Source organism: Tessaracoccus pujii, assembly GCF_055326215.1.
This window is the reverse complement of record NZ_JBUZNP010000007.1, coordinates 58,157-81,453: the sequence shown is the minus strand read 5'-3', so window position 1 is coordinate 81,453 and position 23,297 is coordinate 58,157. Positions and strand designations below refer to the sequence as shown.

The 23,297-nt window shown below is 70.5% G+C and carries 11 protein-coding genes (1 of these 11 cut by a window edge); 5 read left to right on the top strand and 6 right to left on the bottom strand.

Going from position 1 to position 23,297, the window contains the following annotated elements; all coding sequences use genetic code 11:
- Window positions 1–171: 171 nt before the first annotated feature.
- Entirely contained in the window at window positions 172–993 is an 822-nt protein-coding gene (locus tag ACZK5N_RS11095) for a TspO-related membrane protein (RefSeq protein ID WP_459018516.1), read from the top strand.
- Between the two features lie 71 nt (window positions 994–1,064).
- On the opposite strand, the gene ACZK5N_RS11090 is transcribed toward ACZK5N_RS11095, so the two are convergent.
- Together ACZK5N_RS11090 and ACZK5N_RS11085 are read right to left on the bottom strand one after the other, a co-directional pair.
- A complete protein-coding gene (locus tag ACZK5N_RS11090; protein ID WP_459018515.1) occupies window positions 1,065–2,558 on the bottom strand; it encodes an FAD-dependent oxidoreductase in 1,494 nt (497 codons plus the stop codon).
- A gap of 137 nt (window positions 2,559–2,695) precedes the next feature.
- Window positions 2,696–3,133: an SRPBCC family protein gene (locus ACZK5N_RS11085; protein ID WP_459018514.1), complete on the bottom strand. Its 438-nt coding sequence runs from the start codon at window positions 3,131–3,133 to the stop codon at window positions 2,696–2,698.
- Between the two features lie 98 nt (window positions 3,134–3,231).
- On the opposite strand from ACZK5N_RS11085, the gene ACZK5N_RS11080 reads away from it, so the two are divergent.
- Window positions 3,232–3,627: a four-helix bundle copper-binding protein gene (locus ACZK5N_RS11080; protein ID WP_459018513.1), complete on the top strand. Its 396-nt coding sequence runs from the start codon at window positions 3,232–3,234 to the stop codon at window positions 3,625–3,627.
- Window positions 3,628–3,712: 85 nt separating this feature from the next.
- Here ACZK5N_RS11080 and ACZK5N_RS11075 read toward each other — a convergent pair whose 3' ends face one another.
- Window positions 3,713–5,647, bottom strand: a complete 1,935-nt coding sequence (locus ACZK5N_RS11075; protein ID WP_459018512.1) for an acyl-CoA dehydrogenase family protein — start codon at window positions 5,645–5,647, stop codon at window positions 3,713–3,715.
- Window positions 5,648–5,852: 205 nt separating this feature from the next.
- On the opposite strand from ACZK5N_RS11075, the gene ACZK5N_RS11070 reads away from it, so the two are divergent.
- The 3 genes from ACZK5N_RS11070 (at window position 5,853) to ACZK5N_RS11060 (ending at window position 8,936) form a co-directional block, all read left to right on the top strand.
- Window positions 5,853–7,256 carry an HNH endonuclease signature motif containing protein gene (locus tag ACZK5N_RS11070; RefSeq protein ID WP_459018511.1) on the top strand — a complete coding sequence of 468 codons (1,404 nt, stop codon included), beginning with the start codon at window positions 5,853–5,855 and terminating at the stop codon, window positions 7,254–7,256.
- A gap of 85 nt (window positions 7,257–7,341) precedes the next feature.
- A complete protein-coding gene (locus tag ACZK5N_RS11065; RefSeq protein ID WP_459018510.1) occupies window positions 7,342–7,494 on the top strand; it encodes a hypothetical protein in 153 nt (50 codons plus the stop codon).
- Entirely contained in the window at window positions 7,491–8,936 is a 1,446-nt protein-coding gene (locus ACZK5N_RS11060; RefSeq protein WP_459018509.1) for a glycoside hydrolase family 43 protein, read from the top strand. Before ACZK5N_RS11065 ends, ACZK5N_RS11060 begins: the two co-directional genes overlap by 4 nt.
- 279 nt (window positions 8,937–9,215) lie before the next feature.
- Here ACZK5N_RS11060 and ACZK5N_RS11055 read toward each other — a convergent pair whose 3' ends face one another.
- From ACZK5N_RS11055 to ACZK5N_RS11045, 3 genes are all read right to left on the bottom strand, one after another.
- On the bottom strand, window positions 9,216–10,625 hold the full coding sequence (locus ACZK5N_RS11055; protein ID WP_459018508.1) for a phage tail sheath family protein: 1,410 nt from the start codon (window positions 10,623–10,625) through the stop codon (window positions 9,216–9,218).
- Between the two features lie 4 nt (window positions 10,626–10,629).
- On the bottom strand, window positions 10,630–11,967 hold the full coding sequence (locus ACZK5N_RS11050; protein WP_459018507.1) for a right-handed parallel beta-helix repeat-containing protein: 1,338 nt from the start codon (window positions 11,965–11,967) through the stop codon (window positions 10,630–10,632).
- Window positions 11,968–12,058: 91 nt separating this feature from the next.
- A protein-coding gene (locus tag ACZK5N_RS11045) for a hypothetical protein (protein ID WP_463624954.1) crosses the window boundary here: on the bottom strand, window positions 12,059–23,297 show its final stretch. 26,219 nt of this gene lie beyond the right edge of the window; the window shows 11,239 of its 37,458 coding nt (coding positions 26,220–37,458); its start codon lies off the right edge, out of view — the gene reads right to left on this strand; the stop codon is at window positions 12,059–12,061.

Here is a 23,297-nt window from a genome sequence, read left to right as displayed (position 1 = left end):
ATCCCAGCGTTCGTCGGCCGTGGCGGGCGGAACGTCCGTGACCAGCGGCGATCCATCCGGCTTCGACTCACCGCGCGTCAAAACAGCGCGCCGGGCTAGCACTGAGCGACGAGATTGTATAAGCTTTGTTCAAGGTTACATTCGGGCCTGCCACTCAGAGGAATGAGCTTCATGCGACACAACGATCGACTCCGCCAGATCGTCATCACCGCCGGCGCGGTTTTCATGATCGTCGGCACGCTCTTCGGCATCGGCGTCATCGGGACCCGGGTCGAGGAGAGCGCCGGCGGCAGCCTGTCCGCCACCGCGACCCTCGTGGCCCCGGCCGGCACCGCCTTCTCCATCTGGTCGGTGATCTACACCGGCCTCATCGCCTACGTGATCTGGCAATGGCTGCCGGCCAACACGGCGAGCCGTCTCGCGCGATCGATCGGATGGCCGGCTGCCGCGTCGATGGTGCTCAATGCCTCCTGGCTCCTCGTGACGCAGGTGGGGTGGCTGTGGGCCAGTGTCGCGGTGATCGTGGCGCTGGCTCTCGTGCTCGGGCTGCTGGTCCGGCGCCTCACCGAGATCCCCGCCGACGCCGACGGCGCGGCCACGACGTGGGCCGAGCGCCTCGTCGTCGACGGCACCTTCGGCCTGTACCTCGGCTGGGTCTCGGTGGCCACCGTCGCCAACATCACCGCGACCCTGGTGGACTCGGGCGTGGACCCCGCGCCCCCCGTCTCGGAGTACCTGGCCGTGGCGGCGCTCGCGGTCGCGGCCGCGCTGGGCGGCGTGCTCGCACGGGCGTTCGGCGGGCGGTTCGCGGTCGCCGCGGCCATGGCGTGGGGTCTGGGCTGGATCTCGGTGGGGCGCCTGACCGACGCGCCTGAATCCACCATCACCGGTGTCGCGGCGGCCTTGGCTGCGGCCGCGGTGGTGGCCTCAGCGCTCGCCGTTCGCCTCCGCCACTCGTCCGTGAGCACGACGACGGCGCACGCCCGCGCCTGAGGCCGATCACAGTGGGGGATCCTGGACGAATGACCGTCCAGGATCCCCCACTGCGTTTGGGGTGCAAGAGGTCAGCCCTCGAGCCGTCGCAGATCGGCCACCGCCGGACCCTCGAGGAGGGCGCCGTCGGCGGCGAACCGCGACCCGTGCAGCGGGCAGTCCCACGACCTCTCCGCGTCGTTCCACCGCAGGACGCCACCCAGGTGCGTGCAGACCCCGGACACGCGGCAGGTCACTCCGTCCACCGTCGACACCGCCTCGGGGGAGCCGCTCTCCCCGCGACCGACGACGCCCTTGCCTTCGGCAGGCGACTCGGTCGGTAAAGCGGTGAGCTTGGCCTGGACCCAGTCCTGCGCGAGGGTCGCGGCAACCTTGACGTTTGGCGCGACGGCGCTGATGACCGCTTTGGGCTTGGGCCGCCGCGACCGGAGCGTCTCCGCCCACGGCATCGACCCCTCGAGGATCTGCGCGCTGAGACTCAGCGCCGCCGCGACGCCGTTGGTCATGCCCCACTTGTTGTAGCCCGTGGCGACGAAGATCTTCCCCCCACCGCGGGGCATGGGCCCGACGAACGGCACACGGTCAACAGACCGGTAGTCCTGCGCGGACCAGGCGTGCAGGGGTTCGGCGCCGGGGAAGTTCTCCTGTGCCCACCGTCGCAGGTCCCCGACCGCCTCGGCCTCGGAGTCGGTGCGCCCCACCACGTGCCCGTTCCCGCCCACCATGAGCAGCTCGCCGTCGTCGACCGGGACCGTGCGCAGCGATCTCGACGGGCTGTCCGCACTCAGGTACATCCCCTGCGGGATGTCGCCGGGCACGCGGTAGGTGGTGGCGTAGGAACGCATCGGCGCGAGCTTGGCGAAGTAGCCGCCGCGGTCCAGGATGGGGCTGCCGGTGGCGAGGATGAGCCGGTCTGCGGTGAGCGCGCCGCGCGTGGTGGTGATCGTCACGGTGTCGCCTGAGTCCGCATCGGTGACCCGCGCGTCCTCGACGAGCACGCCACCGTGCGCGGCAAGCTCGGCCAGCAGGACGTCGAGGACCAGCAGCGGGTGGATCTGCACCTGGTCCGCGAGGGCGATGGCTCCGGCCACCTTGAACGGCAGTTCGGTGTCGACGGTCCACTCGGCCTCGAGACCCGCCGTGCGGCAGGCGTCCAGCTCGGCGCGCAGGCCCATGACGGCGGCGTCGCCCGCCACGTAGGTGTAGGCGGTCCTGCGCTGGTACGCCACGCCGCGATCCTCCAGCAGCCGCACCAGCCAGGCCTGCGCCTCGCGGTTGCCCTCGACATAGGCGCGGAGCACGTCGTCGGACTGGTGGGACCTGAGGTCTGAGAGGATCGTGCCCTGCAGCAACGACACCTTCGCGGTGGTGTGTCCGGTGGCGACGGCGCCAACGGATCGCGCCTCGACGACCGCGACACGCTGCCCGGATCTGGCCAGCAGCGCCGCGACGGTGAGTCCCGTGATCCCGGCACCGGCGACGGCGGTGTCCAGGTGGGCGCCCTCAGGGAACGTTCCCGACGGCTCGCTGAGCGAGGGACGGGTGGCGAACCAGACTGACTTCATGGGTTCCATGTCTCATCATGCTCCAACATCCCGGTGGTGTTGAGCGGTCGGCGAGATCCACCTTCTCCCCATGGCCAACGCCGCGTGCTTAGCGGGCGAGCTAGGCGAGCATGCCGGGGAGAGGTCGCGGAACCGGCTCAGGCTGCGAGCAACCTGACCAACACCCGCCGGTAGCCGAACTGAAGCGCCCTCGCCGCCATCGGCTGCAGGAAGCCGGGCAGCCAGGGGAGGTGGACGCTCTGCTCCCATCGCACCAGGCTCCCCGTCGGCGACGGCGTGGCCCGGACCCGGACGTCGCCGCGGATAACGCGACCCTGCTTGCTGATCCGCGCCTCCGCGTCGGGCAGGAAGGACAGCTCCTCGATGCGCATCGGATCGTCGAACCCCACCGGGCCGACGGCGGTGCGCCCCACGAACCGCGACCCCACCCCCAGCTCGCCGGCGGACAGCGCGGGGGTGACTGTGGTGAGTGGGATGAGCCGGCTGTGGGCACGGAGGTCGAGCACTCGCCGGAGCGCCTCCGCCGGAGCGCAATCCGCCGGTACCTCGACGACGAACCAGGCTCTCGCATGCATTCGCCCATGCTATGTCCCTGGCGTTTGGGACCTCCCGGAGTGGGTACGGGGAGAAAAGGAGGGCCCGCCCCGGGCCATTCCACGGGAGGAGAAGAACGATGCATCTCGAGATGCTGCGAACCCATCCGATCACCACCCCGGAGCCCGCGGAGCTCGGAGACCTGCTGGCGGCGCTGTCGGAGTGCGCCCAGGTGTGCGGGTTGTGCGCCGACGCGTGCCTGGCGGAGGACATGGTGGCCGACCTGCGCGGTTGCATCCGGCTGAATCAGGACTGCGCCGACGTGTGCGCGGCGGCCGAGCGCGTGCTGGCCCGTCGTGTCGACCCGGACCCGGCCGTCGTGGATGCCGTCCTGGCGGCCTGCGTCGCCGCGTGTGGGGCGTGTGCCACCGAATGCGAGCGCCACGCGGACATGCATGAGCACTGCCGGATCTGCGCTGAAGCGTGCCGTCGCTGCGAAGACCTGTGCACGGCCTACCGCGGACGGCCCGCCTGATCACGGGGGACCCATGAGCAGGCCGGTCGACCTGACACACGAGCCGCGCGGCCGGATCCTGTCCCCCAGCTGAGGAGCCGGGCGTCTACCGCGGTCGCGGAATCCGGCGTCGCACGTCGGGCACCGTGGCCGGGCCCGGCTCCCACGCCGCGACCCACGGCAGGTCGTCGGCGACGTGCAGGACCCCGTCCTCCAAGCCCGCATAGTGCCCGTCGAGCACGCGGCGGGCCAGGTGACGGTCGCTGCGGTCCGAGTTGTGCCACAGCGCACCGAACAGCGCATCCACCCGCACCCTGGCCTGCTCGCAGAACGCCGCTGCGAGCTCCACGCCCTCGGGGTGGGAATCCCGCTCGGCCGTGGCCCGCACGCAGGAGGCCGACATGGCGAAGAGTTCGGCGCCGATGTCGACGATCCGGCCCAGGTAGGCCTGTCGATGCTCCAACCGGCCCTGCCAGCGCGCCATCCCGGCGAAGATAGCCCGGGCGAGCCGCCTGGCCGCGCGCTCCACGTAGCGGAGATGCTCCGCCAGTGGCCCGTGCTCCCGGTAAGCCCCGGGCACGGTGCCTGCGCCGACCGCCAGCATCGGCAGCCACCTGGCATAGAAGGCCGACGCCCGCGCCAGGGCCTCGGCCCGGGCGCGCGTCGTCGCTTCGGGATCGATGATCTCGCCGGCCACCTCGAGGTGGACGTCGACGGCCTCGCGCGCGATGAGGAGGTGCATGATCTCGCTGGATCCCTCGAAGATCCGGTTGATCCGCACGTCGCGCATGAGCTGCTCGACCTCGGCAGGGCGCTCCCCACGTGCCGCCAGCGACTCGGCCGTCTCGTAGCCGCGGCCGCCGCGGATCTGGACGAGGTCGTCGATGATCCGCCACGCCATCTCGGAGGCGTAGAGCTTGACGAGGGCCGCCTCGATGCGGATGTCGTTGGCGTCGTCGTCGGCCAGCATGCTGGCGAGGTCCAGCGTCGACTCCAAGCCGTAGGTGGTGGCCGCGATGAAGGCGATCCGGGTGGCGATGGCCTCATGGTCCCCCACGCGCCGGCCCCACTGGACGCGCTCCCCCGCCCACCCGCGCGCCACATGCAGCGACCACTTCGCGGCGCCCACGCACATGGCGGGCAGCGACAGCCGGCCGGTGTTGAGGGTGGCCAGGGCGATCTTCAGGCCCTTGCCGACGCTGCCCAGCACGTCGGCCGCGGGGACCCGCACCTGGTGGAACCGGATGAGCGCGTTCTCGATCCCGCGGAGGCCGACGAAGGCGTTGCGTCTCTCGACGGTGATCCCGGGCGAGTCCGCCTCCACGATGAACGCCGTGATGCCGCCCCGGCTGCCCGGGGTGGCCGGGACGCGCGCGAGCACGACGAACAGGCTGGCGATGGTGCCGTTGGTGGCCCACAGCTTCAGCCCGTCGAGGACGTAGTCGTCGCCGTCGGGCGTGGCCGTGGTGGCGAGCCGGGCGGGATCCGATCCGACGTCGGGCTCCGTCAGCAGGAACGCCGACACCTCACCGGCGGCCACGCGCGGGAGGTAGCGCTCCTGCTGGGCGGCGGTGCCGAACATCTTGACGGGTTGCGGGACGCCGATGGACTGGTGGGCCGACAGCGTGGCGGCAACAGCGGGGTTGGCCGAGCCGATCAGCGTGAGCGCCTTGTTGAAGTAGTACTGCGTGAGACCCTGGCCGCCGTGGGACTCGGGGATCTTCATCCCGAAGGCCCCGAGTTCGGCGAGTTCGGCGAAGGTCTCGTCGGGGATCCTCGCCTCGCGTTCGATGCGGGCGCCGTCGATGCGCCGGCACGCGTCCTCGACGCGCGTGAGGTAGCTCTCGCCCTTGGCCCTGGCCGCCGGGCTGGGCGTGGGCCAGGGCTCGATGAGATCCAGTCGCAGTCTGCCGAGGAACAGCTCCTTGCCGAAGCTGGGCTTCGTCCACTCGGTCTGTCGTGCCGCCTCCGCCACTGTGCGGGCCTCGCGTGCGCTGGGACCTTGGGTGGGCGCGGTTGTGGGGTGAGTCGTTGTGCTCATGATGCCCTCCAGGAACGCCTTCCACGATACTCCTGGGCGGTCGCTCCCGCGGCGACTGCTGATGCACCGCCGATGGTTCCGGCGGTCCGCGTGAGAAGAGCTGCCCTTCGCCGACGGAGCCCCGAAAGATCGCCCGGAGAGATTCTTTGCCCAGGTTGGCTTCCCGGGCCCCGGATGTGGGCTGCGTGGTGTTAGAATAGTACGCGTGAGCGATTCGATGCTGGACCTGGGGCAGCGGTACATCGCCGCGCTGTGGGGTGTCGCGGGGTCGTTGGGTTCGGGTGTCGCGGCGGTGGCACGGCTGGGTGGGTTGGTGGAGGTGGTCGCTGAGGCGGAGGCCCAGTTGGCGGGGTTGCGGCTGCACCTGTTGCATGAGGCTAGGGTCTCTGCGGCGGAGGCGGTGGTGGAGGAGGTCCGCCAGTCGGTGCGCAGCACCCCAGCGCAGGCGGCTGCCGCGCTGCGGCTCGCCTCCGATCTGGGGGAACGGTTCGGGTTGATCGGTGCAGCGTTGAACGACGGCGTGGTGTCGCTGGCGCAGGCCGAAGCGATCGTGGGCGGGTTGCGGAAGCTGCCCGAGCACTTGACGCGGGCCCAGCTGATCGAGTGCCAGGAACTGATCCTGGCCCACGTCGACACCCTCGGCCCGGCAGAGCTACGCGTGCTGGCGGCCCGGCTGGTCGAGGTGGTCGGCCCGGACCAGTCGGATGCCGACGACGCGAAACGCCTGGCCCGTGAAGAGGCCGCGGCACGCCGGGATCGGTTCCTGCGTCTGGCGCCGGACTTCCACGGGTCGATGCGGATCACCGGGCAGGTCCCGGTCGCCGACGCGGCCCTCCTGTCGGCGCAGTTGGATGCGTTGATGCCACCGTCGACGGCGTATGAGCACACCGGCGAGGCCCCGGGCAGGGACACCAGACGCGCTGATGCCCTGGTCCTGCTCGTCCAGCACGCGGCAGGCAGCGGCGGGTTACCCAGGCACGGGGTGGACCGGCCCCAGGTCCACATCACCCTCGATCTGGAGACGCTGACCACTGGTCTCGGGACGGTCGCCCTCCTCGACACCGGCGGGGCGGGCGGGGCGGAAGGGCTATCAGCCGCGGAGGCCCGCCGCCTGGCCTGCGACGCCGGGCTGATCCCCATCGTCCTCGGCACGGCATCGCGGCCGCTGGATGTCGGCCGGACCCATCGCCTGTTCACCCCCGCGATCCGTGCGGCGCTGCTGCAGCGGGACCAGGGCTGCGTGTTCCCCGGCTGTACCGCGGCACCGGCCGCCTGCGAGGCGCATCACATTCGTCCGTGGTGGGCCGGCGGCTCGTCGTGCCTAGCCAACGGCGTCTTGCTGTGTCCCTATCATCATCGGCTCGTCGAACCAGACCCCCAGCAATCGACCGAGTCCCAATGGCAGGTCCACCTCGACCCCGCCACCGGGATGCCGTGGTTCACCCCACCAAGACACATCGACCCCGCCCGTCGGCCCAGGCAGCACCAGCGCCACCGGCTGCAGCAACTCGAACCCCACGCCGCGGCACCACCATGCCCCCACGACCCCGGGGCAGACCTCGACGAACTCATCCGCCGCAGCGCCACGATCTGGGCCAACGCCGGCTAGACGAAGCCCTCCGGGCTCCCACCTCCCGTCGCTCGATCACGTGCTCGTGTGCGCGATCGAGCACTACCATCGGGCCCTCACATCGATGAGCGAGCTGATCCGCCGCGACTTCCGCCTCTCCGCGGAGATCCTCACCGCTTTCGGCGAGATCAGCGGGCAGACTGCCATGAAGGCACGAGGGGCCGTCGAAGATCTCCTCGCCCAGGCCCGACGACGACGTGCAAAGGAACCCTCGTGACCCACCGGAACCTCACCCCAGTCCTGCCCGGATTCTGGTCCGACCCCACGGTCTGTCGCACGCCCGACGGCTTTGCCCTGGCACACTCGAGCTTCGAGTACTTCCCGGGCGCGCCCGTGCATCTGAGCCCCGACCTCGTCGACTGGCGCCAGGTCGGCAACGTGATCGACCGCCCCGGGCAGACGGACCTCACCGCCGGCGGCGCGTCGTCGGGCATCTACGGCTCGACGCTGCGCCACCACGACGGCCGCTACTGGTTCATCACCACCAACATGAACCAGGTGCGGGAGGGCCAGTTGCTCTTCACGGCCGAGGAGCCGGCCGGCCCGTGGTCCGACCCGGTCAGGATCCCCGTGGTCGGCATCGACCCGGACATCGCCTGGGACGAGGACGGCACCTGCCTGGTCACGTGGTGCGGCTTCCCCCAGGGCATCCAGCAGGTCACGGTGGACCCGGCCACCGGCGAGGTGCTCGGTGAGCGCCGCCAGCTGTGGAACGGCACCGGCATGCGCAACCCGGAGGGGCCCCACCTCTACAAGGTGGGCGACTGGTGGTACCTGCTCATCGCCGAGGGCGGCACCGACCGCGGCCACAGCGTCAGCGTCGCCCGCGGCCGCTCCGCGATGGGCCCCTTCGAGGGCAACCCCGCCAACCCCGTCCTCACCCACCGCAGCACCGATCACCCGGTGCAGAGCACCGGTCACGCCGACCTCGTCGAGGGGCCCGACGCCCAGTGGTTCGCCGTCTACCACGGCACCCGTCCGCACGGCGGGTTCCCCGAGTTCCACGTCCTCGGCCGCGAGACCTTCCTCAGCCCCGTCGAGTGGGAGGACGGCTGGCCGGTTTTCGCGGACCCCGCCGAGGACTACTCCCCCCGAGACAACCGCGTCGAGGATTCGTTCACGGACGGACTGGACCCACGCTGGGTCTCCCCGTCGGGCGACCTGCGGGGCGTCTCGACGGCGGTCGACGGGCTGACCCTGACCGCCGTCGACGGGGCGCGCCCGCTGATGGTCAGGGTGATGGACCACGACTGGCGGGCCACCGTCGAGGTAGAGGGCAGCGCCCGCCTGCTGCTCTATCTCGACGACGCCCACTGGTACGGCGTGGAGACCTCGGCCGACGAGGTGTCCGCGGTGGCCCAGATCGGACCGGTGCGGCAGGTGCTCGGCTCCTGTCCCCGCCCGGCCACGCCGTCGGTGTCGCTGCGGCTCTCGGCCAGGATCCCCGAGCCGGTGGGAGGATGGCCCGCCAGCCAGCCCGACCTCGTCACGCTGTCCGTCCTCACCGACGACGGCTGGCAGGCCCTCGCAGAGGTAGACGGCCGCTACGTCTCCACCGAGGTGGCGGGCGGGTTCACCGGGCGCATGGTCGGCATCGCCGCCGTCGAGGGAACTTCGAGGTGCCGTCGCTTCACCTATGGCATGGGGTGGTCGGTGTAAAGCGACAGGCTGGCGCGGACGCACGCGACGAGGTCGATGCTGTCGGGGTCCAGAAGCCACTGCGGGTCCAGGCCTTCGCGCAGGCCCGCGATCTGAGCTGCCGCGTCGGGGGCGCCGGCCGAACCGCCTACGTCTACACCGCCCCACCCTTGGCCGCCCCTGAGCCCACGGCGAGCGGCTCGGAGCCGTGCGGGAATCGTTCCTCCAGAACGGTCGCCGCGCCCCTGACGCGTCCGAAGCGCTGCCTGGGGGAACGCCTGCCGCAGGCCCGGGCGTCGACTAATCCTCGGAGGTCCAGCGCACCTCGACGCCGCGCTCGCCTGCCATCCGTTCGATGAGGTGGCTGATCTTCTGGTCGGCATAGCGGTCGTGGGCATCGCGGACCCCCGTCCGCCTGCCGAACAGCGCGTCGGCCTCGTCGAACAGCAACACCGCGCCGTCGCGCTCCGCCGCGTCGAACACCGCGGCAAGGTTCTTCTCCGTCTCCCCGATGTAGCGCGACACGACCTGCCCCAGGTCGACGGTGCGCAGATTCGCCGACGCGGGGTCGGGGCGCGTGAGGATCCGCCCGGCGAGGGCATCACCGACCGGCGGGTCCCCGGCCGCGACCTGGGTCTGCAGACTCAGGCGGTGGACGTCGAACTCGGCGGGCCTCACCGTCGCGACGAAGAGCTCGAGGATCAGGTGACCCGCCTCGACGTCAGCCTGAGTCATCGTCTCACCCAGTCCGCACCGCACGCCGTACGCATGCTCCGGCTTGGCGCCCTGCAACGCGCCCCGGCGCCAGAGGTCGACCAGAAAGTTCTCGACCATCGTCCTCACCCGCACCCACAGGGCTGCGTCATTGCGCTCGAACACGGTGAACCTCAGCCCCGCGGCCACGGAGCCGAGGACGTGGTCGGTGAGGCGACGGACCGAGAGGTACCGCTTCGCCGGTTCGGTGCTCTCCGCGCCGGCGAGGGTGCGGGCACCCCACACCAGCCGGCCGCGACCCGGGAACTGGCGCAGGGCGTTCACGCCGTCCTGGGCGAGCAGGTCGCTCGCCGCGCCGTCGAGGGCTTCGGTGAGTCCGTCGATGCCGTGCAGAGCGACGTTGGCGGGCGCCTTCCACACTCCGCGCTCGGCGTCGGTGCGTGCGATGGCCCCGGCCACGGCGCCCGACGGCGGCACCGCCACCCCGCCCACCACGAGCCACGGATGGTAGGCAGCGGCCCGCTCGCGGTGCGGGCCCGCCTGCTGCACCCCGGACCTGGTTTCGGAGTCGAACGGGCCGGCGGGCAGGTCGAGCAGCATCACGGCGCGGCGTGCCGCGCAGAGCGCGAGTGCGGCGCTCACCTGCGGCTGATGGGCGGCCGTCAGACCGGGAATCGCGAGGACCGTCACATCGCTGTCATCGAGGGCGTGAATGCCCCCCGCGCCGTCGGTGGGGACCAGCTGCTCAGGGGCAGGGCCTGCGGCCCGGACCACGATCGCACTGCTGCCGCCGTTGGCGAAGAACAGGTCGACGGCGTGACCCAGCGGCTGGTCGACGCCCAGGCTCGGCCCGAAGAGGGCGTGATACTCGCCCGGGCTGGTGACCGTGACCGGGGTGTCCACCGGACCGTCGCCGCAGGCCCCGACGAAACCCGTCACCGAGGTGGGCAGCGGCGGAATCGCCGTCGGGGCGGGGATCTCCTCGATGTAGGGCATCGTCTCAACCTCCGGGAGTCGGCGAGGGCGAGGCGGAGCCGACGCTGCCCCGCGCCAGGGCGCAGTCGTTGTCGGTGAGGGTGGGCGCGGCGGTGTCGGTGACCACGATCCCGAACTCCACGTCGGTGCAGGTCGCTCCCGCGATCGCCCCCGTCGAGGTGCCGCCGGCGATGATCGCCGCCCGCTTCGCCCCGGAGACGCGGGCACCCTCGACGATGGGCGCGGCGGACCCATCGATCTGGAGGCCGACCTCGCCCCCGCTGATGGTCGCGTCCAGCAGGGTGGGGCGCGCGGACTCGGCGACGGCGACGCCGATCCCGTTGCCATCGAACGTGGCATCAGTGACCGAGCCGTCGGACTCCCCCAGGAAGCAGAGGCCGCATTCGCCGTTGTCGGTGAACGTCGCGTTGACCACGCTCACCCGGTGGGCGCCGGCGACCGCGAGACCCGCCCACCCGTTGTCGCGGAAGGCGACGTTGGTGGCCTCGAACGTGGTGTGCCGGTTCGCGTCGTCGTCGCCGCCCACCAGCATGACGCCGGCTCCCCCACCGGTCTCGTCGGGCCGACCGCCCGAGAACTCGACGTCGCGAAGAATAACGGTGGCCGCCCCGCCGGCGACGAGCCCGGAGCCGGGGGCGGACGTGTCTCGGGCGACCGTCATCGAGCTGAGTCCGATGGTCTCGGCGGTGGCGACGAGGATCGCGGCTTCGTCGGCGCTGGAGGTCAGGCGGGTCTCGTCGATCCCCTTGCCCTCGAGCATGACCCCGCTGAGCAGGACCAGCGGCTCGGTCAGGTCCCAGGTGCCCTCGCTGAGGAGCAGGGTTGAGCCCGAGGGTGCTTCGGCGAGCGCCTCGGCGAGGTCGTCGTCGGGGTAGAGCGCACGCCGGACGAGTTGCTCGGGGATGCGTCCGTCGAGGCCGGCGACGAGCCGCGCGCGCACCGCCTCCGCCAGCGGCGTCTCTGCGCGGACCTCGTCGATGCTCGCGTCCACGTCGTCGCGCATCTGGGCGGCCTCGCAGTAGCGCTTCTCGACGGCCTCGCGCACCTCCGCGAGGGTGTCCTGGATTGCGTCGGCGTCGGCGTCGGCGCTGGGGGTGGGCGTGGAGGTCGCGACGGGTGACGCGGTGCTCTGCGGACCCGTGGGCTGCTCGTAGGAGTCGACGACGCGCTGGAGGGCGGCGCCGACCATGATGGCGAGGTCGCGGCAGTGGGCGACCGGCCAGACCGACGACGACGCCGACGGGGTGCCCGACGGGGTGGGCGAGGGCTCGGGGGCCGCGGTGCAGGCAATGAGCAGAGCGGACGCGAGGATCGACGTCGCCAGTCCCACTACGGCCTTCATGCGCTCACGCTACACGCAGTGAGGCAGCGGTTCGTCCATCCGCTTTGATGCGTTTGCGATGGTCTCCTGAGAGGAGCGACAGGTGCGACGTCTACTTCTTGCGCGGCTTGGTCGGCGCGGGAGCGGGCTCGGTCGGCGCCGGCTCGACGGGGTCGGTGGGCACAGGATCCGACGGCGCCGGCTCAACCGGGTCGGTGGGCACAGGATCCGACGGCGCCGGCTCAACCGGGTCGGTGGGCACAGGCTCCGTCGGGATCGGCTCAGACGCAGCGGGTTCAGTCAGCGTGGCGGCGGTCGCGCTGAGGGCATCGGGCGGGGTGTATCCGTCGGTGCGGATCCGGACCGAGTCGTAGGAGGCCGACCCCGCATCGACGATCAGGCCCACGCGGCCGTCGGCCAAGGCCGAGTTGTACGAGCGCGAGCGGATGAACTCGCCGTTGAGCACGAGCGACACCGACGCCCCCTTGATCGTCACGAGCATCGTGTAGGGCTGGCCGGCCACCAGGGTGCGGGCGACGACCTCGTCCGCGTACCACTGGCCCTCGGTGACGTGGCCGAACACGATGCGCTGCGCCGCCACGTCGAGGACGATGAACTTGTACTCGTCCATGCTGTAGAAGTCGTAGACGAGGCCGGCCACGGCGCCGGCGCCGAGGGTGAACGTCGCGGTGATCTCGAGGTAGGAGTTGGCCTCAAGCGTGTCGCCGAGGTCCAGAAGCGTCACGGCAGGGGTTGTCGTCGTCCCGGTCGACCCGAGCGAGCCACCCGACGCCGTCCAGGTGCCCTGCTCGACGTCCGCGGCCAGGCCGGCACCGTCGTCGAAGTTCTCGGTGACGTCCAGCGTGATCTGCGGCGGCAGGACAGCCACGGAGATGTTGTCGAACTTGCCGCGCGCCTGGTTGGACCCGACGCCGACGAAGCCCTTGTTCAGGCCCACCGCCACGCCGTCGATGATCCGAGGCGCGAAGGTGTACGTGAACGCCACGGTCCCGCCCAGCAGCACGGTCACGGTGGTGCCGTTGACCGCCACCAGCATGGTGTACCAGGTGTTGTACTTCACGCCGCCCGAGATGGAGCTCTGCACGTCGACGAACCAGCCGGCCGCTGTACGTCGACCCATGACCAGCTTGTTGGTGGACTGGTCGACGCCGGCGAACTTGAAGTCCGTGGGGCTGAAGTAGTCGAAGATGACGTAGGCGTTGGCCTTCCAGCCCGCCGTGGGCTTGGTCAGGAACACCTGTGCGTGGATCTCGTAGTAGATCGGCAGGTACTGGTCGATGTACCACACCGCCACCGCGTCGCCGGAGGTCGACGTCGCGGTCACGTTGAGCGTGCCGCCCTGAGCGACGAAGGTGCCGGAGTCCGCGAAGAACGCCTGGGCGCCGGAGTTGAAGTCGGCCGCGCGGAGGACGTCGCGCTTGCCGCCGGGCACGTTGCCGGGCTGCGGGTCGCGCGGACCACCGGTCTGCTCCTGCCAGAACTCGTCCTGCTGGACGATGAGGCCGATCTCGCCGAACGGCTCGCCGTTGCGGTCCTCAGTCATCGGGCCGGCCAGCTGAGCCACGGTGAAGTCCGCGCCCTGTGCCTCCGAGAGGTCGTAGAGGAAGTCGTAGAGACCCGGGGGCACCTGGCGGCTGACCGTGCCGAGGCCGAACGGCGCGAACGGCACGAGGTAGCTGTTGAACTCGCCCACCCAGTCGATGAGGCGGTCGCCGCCGGTGTTGCCGATGAGGATGTCGAGCCCGGCGCCACCGATGGCGCGATCCTCGTAGGTGGAGTGGGTGTCGGGCTGGTCGTTGAGTCCGCCGTTGGTGGTGAGATCGTCGTCGGCGTTGAGCAGGTCGTTGCCCCAGCCGCCCCACAGGGTGTCGCGGCCGGTGCCGCCGACGAGCCAGTCGTTGCCGTGGTCGCCGAAGATGACGTCGTCGCCGTCGGTGAAGACACCGCCGACTGGGCGCCCGTCGAGGTGCGAGAAGTTGAGGAACCACTCGCCACCGCCGAGCATGATCTTCTTCATCGGCGCGTACTCGTCGTAGAGCGGGAACATGCCGGTGGTCGGGTCGAAGCCGAGGAGGCTCCCGTCGTTGAACGGCACAGTGAAGTCGCTGCGGACGCCGCCCACTCCGTAGCCCTCGACAAGCGCCTCGGCGCCGGAGATGGCGTCGTCGCCGGAGCCGCCGTGGATGAAGTCGTCGTCCCAGCCGCCGAAGATGACGTCGTTGGCGTAGGCGATCGGGTTGAGCGGGTTGCTCCAGGCGCCGTCGGCGGCGAACGGGGTGAGGTCGACGGTCTTGTTGAGCTTGTCCGTCGGGTACAGGATCGCGGTCTGGACCTTGCCCGGCGTGTAGATGGTGCGCTGGGTGGTGGCTGCGATGCCGTTGAGAGGCTCCGCGGTGCCGTTGCGGGCGGTGAAGATGCGGCCGTCGTCGCCGAGGATGCCGTCGATGCCGGTGCCGCCGGAGATCCAGTCGTGTCCCCAGCCGCCGATGAGGTCGTCGTCGCCGGCGTCGCCGAAGATGACGTCGTTGCCGGCGCCGGTGTAGACGGTGTCGTCGCCGGCCTCGCCGTGCACCTCGTCGTCGCCGTAGATGTTGCCGGTGAGCGCCGCGGGCAGGAAGTCCGGACCGCCAGGCGTGTAGTCGAGCAGGTCGACGGCGCGCGGGATCAGGCGCTCGTTGGCGGGGCCGCCGTAGTTGTCGTAGTTGAACGCGAGGTAGCCGGCGCCGGCCGTGCCGTTGATGCCGACGAGCCGGAAGATGTTGCCGTTGTCGCCGACGATGGTGTCCGAGTCGCGGCCGTGACCGGCCGTGTCGTCGTTGCGACCGATGTCGGTGCCCGCGCCACCAAAGATGAAGTCGGCAGCATCGGAGCGCAGGTCGGACGTGATCAGCGAGAAGAGGCTGGAGTTGCCGCCGATGATGTCGTCGCGGCCGAGGTTGCCGAAGATCGTGTCGGCGCCGCCGCCGCCCTCGATGTAGTCGTCGCCGTCGGTGGTTGCCTCGAACGACGGGTTGAGCACCAGAAGGCCGTTGGCGTCGCGGGCCGCGGAGACGTCCTGGCCGCCGGTCAGTGCGGTGTCGATGGAGCCGTCGCCCTGGATGACGTCGTCGCCCAGCTGGCCGAAGATGACGTCGTCATGTGCGCCGCCGGCGATGTAGTCGTTGCCGTAGAGGTTTGTTGCGGTCGTCGAGGTGTGGTCGAGCAGGGTGATCCGGAAGTCGCTCCAGGGGGTCGCCCCGGCGGGGTCGTTCTGCCACGCGCCGGTGATTTGTGCGGTGCCCGCTGCGTTTCCGCCTGCCGTCGAGTAGATCTGCGTGCCGCCCAGGACGCGGAAGCGAGGGTTGGTGTGGTTGCCGAGTGTCGTGCGGCGGTCGAGAAGCACGTTGTCGCCGAAGATGAGGTCGCGACCGTCGCCGCCGTCGATGCGGTCGTTGCCGGTTCCGCCTATGAGGACGTCCTCGCCGCCCAGCCCTCGGATCGTGTCGGCTCCACCGAGGTAGTTGTCGCGGACAGTGACGACGGTGGAGGGACGGATGACGCCGTCGGTGAAGTCGTCCACGCCGCCATTGCCGGACTGCGCCACCAGCACGGGGGTGGCCCCGGAGACGTCGTGCCACTGCACCACGCCGCGGTCGCCGAAGATGACGTCGGCACCCTGGCCGCCGCGCAGATCGTCGTTGCCGTACCCGCCGAAGATGATGAGGGGGAGAGTGGAGGCGGTGCCGACCACGGTGTCGTCGTCGGTCAGGCCCACGGGCAGGATTGCACCGGTGGCAGGCACCTGGAAGGTCTGTGTGGCCGAGCGGGTGACCTCGACCACGACGTGAGCGGCCGAACCGTCGCGCTGGTTGGGCGCGGCGAAGGTGAGGGTGCTGCCGGTCAGCGTGATCTCGTTCGCGGCGAGCAGGCGGCCGTTGACCCACACGCGGTAGCCCACGAGGCCCGCCGTCGTCCCGAGTGCGAACGAGCCGACGCTCTGGACCGTCCACGACGTCAGGTGCAGCGTCACGACGACGGAGTCGCCGGGCACCAGCGAGTCGAACAGGCCGATGAGGGCGAGGCGCGAGCTCACGGTGTAGCGGCTCAGCGGGATGGTGGTGGTGCCGTTGACCACGACCGAGATGACGCGGTCGGCCGCGGCCGGCTCGTCCCCGTCGTCGAGATCCGCGTTCAGGTCGAGGAGGTTATCGAATGCACCCTGCGTGTTGAGGACGAAGAACCCGTCCTGGCCGGCCGTGAGGTTGACGGTGACGTGGTCGTTGCCGAGGCCGGTGTTGAGCCACGTGGTGGTGCGGACGTCGCTGCGCTCATGGGTGCCGTCGATGACGATGCGGTCGTCGAACCCGGAGGTCCAGATCCGGATGCCGTCGGCGAAGTTGCCACCGGTGGTCGCCGCTCGCCACGAGATGCCGGCGGGGGCGAGTCCGACGACGAAGATCTCGCCGGTGAGGGCCAGCGCGGCGTCACGTGCCCGGGCCGCGGCGGCAACGTCGGTGATCAGGACGTTGGTGTCGCCGGCGCCCGCGTCCTCGTCGCTCAGCAGCAGGGTGTGGCGGCCGGCGCCGAGGTCGAGGTTGAGGGTGCCCTCGATGAGGTCGAGGTGTCCGGCCAGGAACTGCGGCTTCTCGGTCAGGCCGACGTCGGCGCGCGAGGAGATGTAGACGCGGTCGTCGCCGATGCCGAACGAGACGTTGGTGATGGGCAGCGTGCCGCGGATGTTGAGCACGTCGTTGCCGGAGCCGAGCTGCAGGTTGAGCGTCTCGAGACCGAGGTAGCGGATGCCCGCGCGGGAATCGGTATCGACGGCGGCCGCCCCGGCGCCGAGCGCCGTGAGCTGGATGGTGACCGGCAGGGTGGTGGACTCGTTGACCTCGCCGCGGAAGCCGATGAGGTAGGTACCGCCGACGAGCCAGACGTACACGCTGGCCGCGCACCGAGTGTCGCCCGTCAGTCCGCAGCTCATCGAGACGCCCTCGTCGGCCCCTGTGGTGGTGGGGTACAGCAGCTTCTGCAGGGCGATCCGGACTGCCTCTGCGGCGGTGCCCACCGCGAAGGTCACCGCACCGATGCCGCTGGCCACGCCGCCCACGACCTGCGACAGCATGATCGTGAAGTGGGTGGCCCCGGCTTGGGGGGTGACGGAGTAGAGGCGGTCGAGCGGGCGGCCCAGCTCGTCGAGGGAGGCGCGCGGGGTCATGTCCAGCCCGGTGACGGTGTCCTGGGTCAGCCAGCCGAGGTTGTGGTTGTCGTCGCCGAAGTCACGCAGGGTGGCCACGTCGGTGCCGACGCCGCCCTCGAGGACCAGCAGCGCGCGCAGCAGGTCGAGAAGGCCCGTCGCGGTGCCGACGATGAAGCGGTCGTTGTCGGGGCGGCCGAGGCCGAGCGCGTCGGGGCCGCCGATGATCCTGGTGTGCCCGTCGACGGTGAGTACCGTGATCGTGTCGTTGCCGAGGCCGGCGTTGATCGTCGTGGTGCCCGCGTGGGTGCTCTCGACGGTGAAGGTGTCGTCGCCGTAGCCGAGCAGGATCTGCAGATCCTCGAAGTCGGAGTAGCGGATGCCGCCGAGCACCGGGCGGCCGGCCAGCGCGTAGTCGGTGGCCATGCCGAGGCCCGTGATGCGGGTGCTGGTCAGCACGCCGGTGTCGTTGGCCGGGGAATCCTCGTTGTGCACGATGAGGGTGTCGACCTGTGCCGACTCGATGGCGCGCCCGGTGCTGGCCGTCACCGGCTGCGGCTCGGTGGACGTCTCGCCCGGCATCGCGATCGGCAGGTAGCCGTCCAGCGAGAGTTGCACCGGCGGATGCGGGTCGTCGCCACCGGAGACGTACAGCGGGCCTTGGATCAGGTGGGTGCGGCGGGCCGAGTCGGCGAACTCCTGCACGAGGCCACCGTCGACGTACGTGTCGTCGATTGCGCGGATCGTGACGGTCTGGGTCTTGAACCAGTTGGTGGGCTTGAACGTGAGAACCAGATTGCCGTCGCCGTCGAGGCTCTGGCCGGAGCCCAGGACGAACTCGAGCTGGATCTCGTAGCAGCCATCGGAGGTGGAGCAGTCGCCGCCGTACGTGTACGAGCGGATGGCCTGGATCGTGACCGTCACATCGGCTGTGGGGGCGGTGCTGAGACGCACGGTGTACTGGCCGGTGGCGCCGAACTGGCTACCGGTGGCGCCCTCGACGAGCCGGATGTCGCCGCCGACGGGCGCGATGACGACGCCCGGGGTGTCGCCGTCGTGCACCAGCACCGTGGCCCTGGGCACGATGGCACCGAGCAGCTCCGCCACGTAGACCTGGCTGACGCCGAGAGTGAAGGTGTCGGATGCCCAGGCGTCGATGACGGTGATGGTCGTGGCCGTGTTGGAGGCGATGGTGCGGTACGTCGCGGTTCCGTTGGCCCCCACGAGCCGCAGGAGCGCCCCGGCCAGGCCGCCGTTGACGGTGGGCAGCGTGACGCCGCTGAGTGTGACGGTGCGGTGGTCGCCGGAGATGGCTGTCACGGTCCCGACGATCTGCGTGCTCGTCGCGGGCGCGGTGTAACCGAGGATGGTGAACGTGTCTCCCGTGCCGGGCGCCACGTCCCATTCGCCCTCGATCTCGATGGTGGTGGCCGTGTTCCGCCAGATGCGCCGGACCTGGCCCGCGCCATCGCCGCTGGTGAGCACGATCAGGTATCCCTTGAGCACGCCGTCGGCCAGGCCGGAGGCGAAGGCGAACTCGTTCGGCACCGCACCCAGGCCCGTCACTGCGCCGGAGATGGCGTCGCCGGAGGTGACGGTTGCGGTGATGGCGGCAACCTGCTGGCCCTCGACGGCGGTGTCGTCCACGGCGCGCACACGGACCGTCTGCGCCGTGTCCCAGTTGGCCGTGGTGAAGGTGAGCGTCAGGGTCTCAGACCAGCCCGAACCGGTGAGCGACAACTGCAGCCCGTCGGGCGCGCTGACCAGGACGGTGACGGTGGCCAGGGGCCGCTGGGTCAGCCGGACCTCGTAGGTGGCGGTGGTGCCGCCGATGCCGCCAGTGGGTTCGACCACGCTGAGCCCACCGTCGGGCTCGACCACGGCCGCCTCGGGAGCGTCGTCGTCGAGCACGCGGACGAAGGTCGTCGCGACGAGGGCGCCGTCGTAGCCACCACCGGTGACGATGGCGTCGATCGGGTGCATGCGCTCGCCCTCGGCCGCCAGATCCTGCGTCGCGCGGACTCTGACCTCCTGCTGCGCGGTCCCTGTGAACGTGAGCGTGATGGACGTCTCCCACGTGCTGCCGTTCCAGAATTCGAGGGCGCGGGAGCGGCTCTGCGACAGCGGGTTCACCGCAGGCCCAACCAGGGTGACCAGGACGTTCGACGTCGGCGTGAAGGCGAGACGCACCAGGAGCACGCCCTCCTCGCCCTCGACAAGCACGAGTTGGCCACCGGCCGGCGCCACCACGACGGTGGGCTCGTCGTTGTCCATGATCTCGGCGGCGATGCCGTCGACGGGGATGCCGGTCCACGCGCTCACGGTGCTCTCCACCGAGTGCCTGATCAGGCCGGTGTGCCCGAGGAGGTCGTCGGCCTGGACAGCCACGCCCTGGCCGCCGATCTCGATCCGGTCGGATCCGAGTCCGCCGTAGATCGACAGCTCGACGGCCGGGTTCGTCGACAGCACGTGGAACACGTCGTCGCCCTCCATGCCGTAGATCGCGACGCGCTCGACATTGACGTAGCGCACCACGCGGCCGGCGCCGTACACACCGTCCGCCGTGATGACGAAGACGTCGTTGAACTCGGTGCCGATGAGGACCACCAGGTCGAAGCCGGAGCCGCCGTCGATGTTGACCGGCGCGTTGGAGGCGTACTGGATGAAGTTGCGGCCCTCGCCGGCGTCGAGCGCCGTGAGTTCTGATTCGTGGACGAAGCTCCGGATGATGAACGTGTCGTCCCCGGCCTCGCCGTAGAGGTTCAGGGTGGCGACGTTGCGGAACACCTCGAACACGTCGTCGCCCGAGCCGCCGTACACGTGCGCGGTGAAGGACACGCCGTTGGTGAGCCAGCCTCGGGTGGAGGCGAAGAAGTGCTCGGTGAAGTAGGCGGGGTCTGCCGTCGCGGATGTCGGGAGGGAGAAGTCGCCGAAGCCCAGGTGCGCCTGCACGGTACCGGGTGTGGGGGCGGTGATCGCATAGCCCGTGTAGAGCTGGCCGAAGCGGAACACGTCGTTGCCGGAGCCACCGGTCACGGTGAGGACCGACGAGGTGTCGTCGAAGGCGAAGGCGTCGTCGCCCGCCAGACCGTCCACGAGCACGCCGCCAGTGATGGTGGCGCCATACGTGACGATCTCGGCGTCGATGAACCAGTTGCCCGAGGCGCGGTTGGACAGCTGCGCGATCATCCCGCGGCGGAACAGGAACGTGTCGTCCAGACTGGACCCGTTGACGGCCAGGACATTGGTGCCGCCGTCTGCCACGTCGATGACGTCGATCCGGCTGTTCCCCACACCGAACAGGTCGATCAGGTAGTTGTCGGAGTTGGCCCCGCCGTCGAGGGTCAGGCGCTGGCCGTTCATCGGATTGCTGCCGACGGGGCCGGGGACTGCGTTGACGAGCAGCCAGTCGTTGCCGGCCTGGCCCTCGATGACGGTGGTGCCGGACAGGGACTCGATGTTGACGCGGTCGTCGCCGGGGCCGGCGTGCACCTTCGTGAGACCGGCGTGGGTGCTGTCGACGTTGAGGACGTCGCTGCCGGAGCCCAGGGTGAGGTCGAGGGTCTCGAACAGCGAGTAGTCCACTCGGCCGTCGGTCATCCGCAGGACGCTGGGCGCCACGGTGGCGGGAAGCAGCGGGTAGCCCGTCACGGGGACGACGGTGAGCGTGTGGCCCCATCCTGCGGTGTCGGCGAGGGTGCCGGTCCACTGGACGGTCCAGCGCCCGCCGGCCTTGGTGACCCGGACGTTGTTCTGGCCGACGAGGTTGCCGAGCAGTTCCTGCATGCGGGCGGCGGAGGTGTCGAAGGCCAGCTGGCCGGTGGTGCCGACACCCGCGACGTTGAGGGCGAAGCGGCCGTCGACGGCGCCGAGGACGCTGACGACCTGGACCAGGCTCGGCTTCGGGGAGCCGCCGGTCATGCCGAGGCCGGAGACGCTGGTGCCGGTGAGGACGCCGATGCGGTCGAGGACGGTGCCGGCGTCGTCGAGGTAGAGGGTGTCGGTGCCGAGGCCGCCGGTGATCGTCAGGGGTGCGGTGATGCCGACCAGGTCGCCGCCGACGCCGGTGAGCGTCGAGGAGATGCGCACGATGTCGTCGTCGTCGCCGGTGTGGACCGTGGTGATGCCGGCCACGCTGCGCACGACGACCAGGTCGGCGCCGTTGCGGGTGGTGAGAGCGGTGCTGCCGGCGTGGGTGCTGTGGATGGTGAAGGTGTCTCCGCCGGAGCCGAGGTCGATGGTGAGGAACTCGACGCCGCTGTAGGTGATGCCGACGGCCATCCCGAGGCCTGTGATCAGCGTGGAGGTCAGGTCGCCGGTGTTGGCCGTGGTGTCGCCGGTGTCGTCGACGGCGAGGAGGTCGTTGCCGGTGATGGCACCGGGGCCGGTGCCGCCGATGACGGTGAGCTTGGCGTCGACGGCGTCGACGGTGCCGCCGGTGTTGGTCCACACGCTGCCCGTGGTGCCCGCGCCGGCCGCGTTCGAGCCGACCGCGATGGTATCGGTGTGCTCGCCGGTGTTGAGGAGGGTCTCCACCTGGAGGGCGCGGATCGCGATCCGGTCGCCGCCGGTGAGCGTGTTGATCTCGACCAGTTCGACGCCGCCGTAGGTGATGGTGCCGATGGTGCTCATGGTGCCGGTGGCGAAGGAAACGCGCCGGATCCGGTTGGCGTGCGTATCGGTGGGCGGGCTGCTGACCACGTCGAGGATGAGGTCGTCGGGCGCGGTGGTCCCCTGAACGACGACGCGGTCGGTGCCGGCGGAGCCCTGGACGTGGACGGCGAGGCCGGTGGAGCCGGTGAGCTCGATGCGGACGAGGTCGTTGCCGAGCCCGGGGTCGAGGAACGCGGTGCGGGTCCACGGGTCTACCTCGTAGGTCAGCGTGCCGACCTTGACGCGGCCGTCGACGTCGCCGACGAGGATGGTGGTGGCGCGGTCGCCGGTCGAGGTGAGCCGCACGAAGGCGAACTGGTCGTCCAGGGCCTCGACGACGGCGCCCGCCGCGAAATCGAGGCCAGCGACGATGCCGACGATGAACACGTCGTCGTAGAGCCCGAAGTCCACGCCCTCGAAGGACTCGACGAGCGTGTTGGTGCCGCCCTCGTCGTCGAAGGTGTCCCGGCCCAGGCCGCCGGTCACGGTGTCGTTGCCGCCGCCGAGGAAGAACACGTCGTCGAACCGCGAGCCGATCAGCACGTCGTTGCCGTCACCGACGGTCCCGACGGTCGAGTCGTCGTCGCCGTCGAGGATGAGCGCCAGCTGGTCGACGGTCACGGCGGAGGCGTCGATGGTGTCGTTGCCGGCCATGCCGCGGACGACGAGCCGGTCGCCCTGAGAGCGCACGCCACCGGCGATGTAGACGGTGTAGCCGATAGAGCCGGCCAGCGTCACGGTGGTGCGGGTGCCGGTGGAGACGCCCACGTGCGTGCCGAGGGTGAAGCTGTCGGCACCGGTGGAGCCGAGCACGTTGACGACGTCGAGGCCGCCGCCACCGAGCTGGAGTTCGATGCTGGTGAGGCCGGAGCTGTTGCCGTTGATGTTGTTGAGCGTGATGACGTCGGATCCGGCGGATGCGTCGAGGCTCAGGCGCTCGATGTCGAAGGACTCCTTGGTGGTGCCACCGAGCGTGTGGCGGAGCAGGTTCGTCGACGGGTTGGTGATGGTGTAGGTGTCGCTGCCGTCGGTGAGGAGCAGCTCCAGGGTGTCGGTGCCGTCGCCGCCGACGATCGGGCGGGTCTCGGGGCTGGCGAAGATCGCGTGGGTGGCGCGGATGAGGTCGTCGCCGGCGCCGCCGTCGTAGAGCGCGGCCGGGCCTTGCAGGGTGTCGTTGCCGCCGTCGCCGTACAGCTTGGCGTTGGGCGTGTTTCCGGTGAGGGTGTCGTTGTTCGCGCCGCCGTAGAACCGGACAGTGCCTGTGCCTGTCTGGGTGATGATGTCATCGCCACCGCCGCCGTCGACCACTGCGGATGCGAAGTTCGTCACCGTGAGGCGGTCCGCGCCGTCGCCGCCGCAGAGGATGCTGCCGGCGAAGGTCGACGGGTTGGTGGCGCACAACGCCGAGTCGCTGGACGGTGTGCCCGATGGCAGTGCCGCGGCCGGGGAGCCGGCGAGGACGATCGTGTCGTTGTCCGCTCCGCCGTCGAGCAGCACCGGG